We start from the raw sequence: 3539 nt of genomic DNA on the forward strand, positions 1-3539 counted from the left end.
AGGCGTGGACCACTTCAAAGGGGGAAGCTCAGATGGAACCTTCTCTTATGACCCCAATGGTGCGTTTGAGCATCTGGCAGTCGGCGAGACTGCAACGGATACCTTCACCTACACGGTGACGGATAGTTCGGGTACAAGCTCCACGAATACGGTCACAGTGACAATCGATGGTGCCAATGATGCACCGGTGGCCGAAGAGGTCACTGTCAGCACCGATGAGGACAGTTCTGTTATCATCACGCCTGATTTTTCTGATGCAGATACCTCTGACACTCACAGCTTTAGCGTGGATACCAGCGCTACAGCCGGTTCTGTTACTGTGAATGAGGACGGGGACGTTCTCATATGATCCGACAAATCTGGTGGGTTCTCTGGGCCTTGGCGAAACTTTTACAGACGCCTTCACCTATATGGTTACAGACAGTGCGGGAGAAAGCTCAACAGCATCAGCGAGTGTGACGGTGACAGGGGATAGCGAAATACTTAGCGGTAGCACGGGAGATGATACCTTCTCGATCTGGGCAGACAGCGAGTCAACGATGATTGACTACACCACTGAAGTTGCTGATGGCGGGTATGATACGGTTGTCTTTGATGATCTGTCTCTTCTTGACCTTACAATTACGACAATTGACCACAAGGACGACAACGGCACCGCACTGAAACTCTCTTGGGATGCAAATGGCGATAGACCCGCCGGTCAGCTCCAGATCGCTAACATGGGCCAGCACATTGAGCGCTATGAGTTTGCCGATGGGACTACGCTCAGCAAGATTGAGGTGTTGAATTATGGCCGTATTGAATTAACCGGTACTGATGGCGACGACTATATTGCCGCTGGAAGTGCAGCAGAAAGTTTTGATGGTGGTGAAGGGGAAGATACTGTTCGCTACTTTGATGCGCTAACTGCAGTCACCGTTAACCTTTCTGACACCACCCTAAATGAAGGTGCCGCGACTGGCGATGAATACATTTCCATTGAAAACATCATGGGTACAGAAGCATACGGGGACACCCTCACAGGTGATGCCGGTAACAATAGAATTTGGGGTTATGGAGGAGCTGATGTTCTTTATGGTGGAGAGGGAAATGATGATCTATATGGCGGGGCTGGTGCAGATCACATTGATGGTGGCATTGGTTCTGACTTTGCCCATTATCGTGAATCAAATGCAGGAGTAACGATTAATCTTGCAAAAGGAACAGCGAATGGCGGCCATGCAACCGGAGATGTCCTTGTCAATATCGAACATCTTGAGGGCTCTCATTACGATGACGTTCTGATCGGTGATAGCAACAATAACTTCCTTTATGCTCGAAATGGCCTAGACCGCCTTTATGGTGGGGCAGGCGATGACACGCTCAATGCCTATGGTTCGGGAGCAGACTATCTTGATGGCGGAGAAGGAAATGATACGGTAAGATACGTTTCGTCGCAGACCGCAGTTAACGCTAACCTTTATGACTCCAGCCTGAATGAAGGCGATGCCACAGATGATAAATACATCTCCATAGAAAACATCATAGGTACAGCTGTTTATAGTGACACCCTCACAGGTAATGCTGGTGACAATAGGCTCTGGGGTTTGGGAGGTGATGATCAGCTAAATGGTGGAGAGGGCAATGATTATCTGTTTGGCGGGGCCGGTGCAGATCTCATTGATGGTGGCACTGGTTCTGACATAGCCATCTATCGCGATTCAAATGCAGGAGTTACTATTAATCTTGCTGAAGGCATTGCCAGCGGCGGCCATGCAACCGGAGATGTCCTTGTCAATATCGAACATCTTGAGGGCTCTGATTACGATGATGTCCTGACTGGTGACAGCAACAATAACTCACTTTATGCTCGAAATGGCGTTGATCGCCTTTATGGTGGCGAAGGCAATGACACGCTCAGTGCCTATGGATCCGGAGCGGACTATCTTGATGGTGGGGAAGGAGCCGATGCGGTCAGATACCGCTGGTCGCACGCTGCCGTTACCGTCAATCTATCTGATCAGTCACAAAATGCGGGTGATGCAGCTGGTGATGAATACATCTCCATAGAAAACATCATGGGTACTAATAGCTACGATGATACCCTCACAGGTGATGCCGGTGACAATAAGATCTGGGGTTACGGTGGTGACGATATCCTGACAGGTGGCGCAGGTTCGGACGTGTTTGTGTTTGACGACCCACAATATGATATCTCTGATTTTGGTACGGATGTGATCACCGACTTCCAATCTGGTCAAGGATCAGATGATGTCATTCGCTTTGATGCAGATATATTAGCGGACTTTGACGCTGTCATTGCAGCAGCTAGCGATGATGGAACGGACACGGTAATTGCGCTGGATGATGATAGTTCAATCACCTTGAAAGGTGTAGTGATACCCGACTTGCATTCAGACGACTTCCAGTTTGTCTGATTTTGAATTTGGCATCACAGCGCTATAATATCTCTCAGCGGCTTCGTGCCGCTGAGCTCTTTTAAGAGCACGCATTCTATACCTAATAAACGCTACAACTCGCGATAGAAACACTCGAATGGCAGCAGTTGGCCCATGACAATGCCAACCAGATAAGGGCTTAGTTTTCTTATTAAAGTCTAAGCTCATCCTCCGAGCACATCGCCCGTTCCGACGTCTATAAATCTAGATCTCAAAACCGTCTTCTACATGCAGTAAAATCGGTTTGATGTGGTGGTTGAGGGATGGCATGGAGGAGCTGTTATGACCATTACAAACCTTCCTATGATCCGACCAACAAAGCCTGCTTGGAATCGTGGCAGGATCATCGGTCAAAAACGGCCTTTACTACCGAAACACGTTTGGGCTATTCGTGTCCGCCTTGAACTTGCAGGGAAAACGCGTGAGTTGGCTTTGTTCAATACAGCAATTGATAGCAAGCTCAGAGGGTGCGATCTTGTCCGCTTGAAAGTAGTTGACGTTTTTGTTGCGGGGCGAATGAAAGAGCGCACTTCAATAATACAGAGTAAGACCGGCAAGCCTGTTCAGTTTGAACTTATGGAGGGAACCAGATCAGCCTTGTCAAAATGGATCGACAGTCCAGAAATGGTCGGGTCAGAGTACTTATGGCCTGGTCGGTTTCATGACAAGCCGCATATTTCGACGCGACAGTATGGCCGCATGCTGAAAGAGTGGGTTTTATCAATCGGGCTAGAACCAAGCTCTTACGGCACACACTCGATACGCAGAACTAAGGTCGCGCAGATCTACAAGAAGACAGGTAACCTTCGAGCGGTGCAGCTTCTTCTTGGTCACACAAAGATGGACAGTACTGTCAGATACCTAGGTATAGACCTTGAAGATGCACTTTCGTTGTCAGAGAAAATAGACATTTAGAAGACAAGGAGCTGGAAGGGAGCAGCTCCATATCTTCTTTCAGTGTTTGACCTGAAGCCTATAGACTGATTGCTTTCTCTCTCTGCTGGCAGATTGCTCACCCTCCAAAGAAGTAAGGGGTTCCTTACTTCTCCTTGAGCGCGTGTGCGATTTGGTCTTGCATGGGTTTTATGAAGTAGGAGAGGA

At 48.4% G+C, this 3539-nt stretch carries 4 protein-coding genes; 3 read left to right on the forward strand and 1 reads right to left on the reverse strand.

Features of this window, described 5'->3' with window-relative positions; all coding sequences use genetic code 11:
* The 3 genes from PsWM33_RS24425 to PsWM33_RS24435 form a co-directional block, all read left to right on the forward strand.
* A partial coding sequence (locus PsWM33_RS24425; protein ID WP_206599032.1) for a VCBS domain-containing protein occupies window positions 1-349 on the forward strand: 349 nt, incomplete at its 5' end.
* Entirely contained in the window at window positions 324-2417 is a 2094-nt protein-coding gene (locus PsWM33_RS24430; protein WP_153040008.1) for a calcium-binding protein, read from the forward strand. The genes PsWM33_RS24425 and PsWM33_RS24430, both read left to right, overlap by 26 nt.
* A gap of 303 nt (window positions 2418-2720) precedes the next feature.
* The gene (locus PsWM33_RS24435) at window positions 2721-3353 is read left to right on the forward strand and encodes a tyrosine-type recombinase/integrase (protein ID WP_037035810.1); all 633 of its coding nucleotides are present in this window, start codon (window positions 2721-2723) and stop codon (window positions 3351-3353) included.
* Window positions 3354-3477: 124 nt separating this feature from the next.
* Here PsWM33_RS24435 and PsWM33_RS28725 read toward each other — a convergent pair.
* Window positions 3478-3539 (reverse strand): hypothetical protein (locus tag PsWM33_RS28725; RefSeq protein WP_208994739.1); only part of this gene is annotated, 62 nt, incomplete at its 5' end.

It is taken from the genome of Pseudovibrio sp. WM33, assembly GCF_001623165.1.
Lineage (GTDB): Bacteria > Pseudomonadota > Alphaproteobacteria > Rhizobiales > Stappiaceae > Pseudovibrio.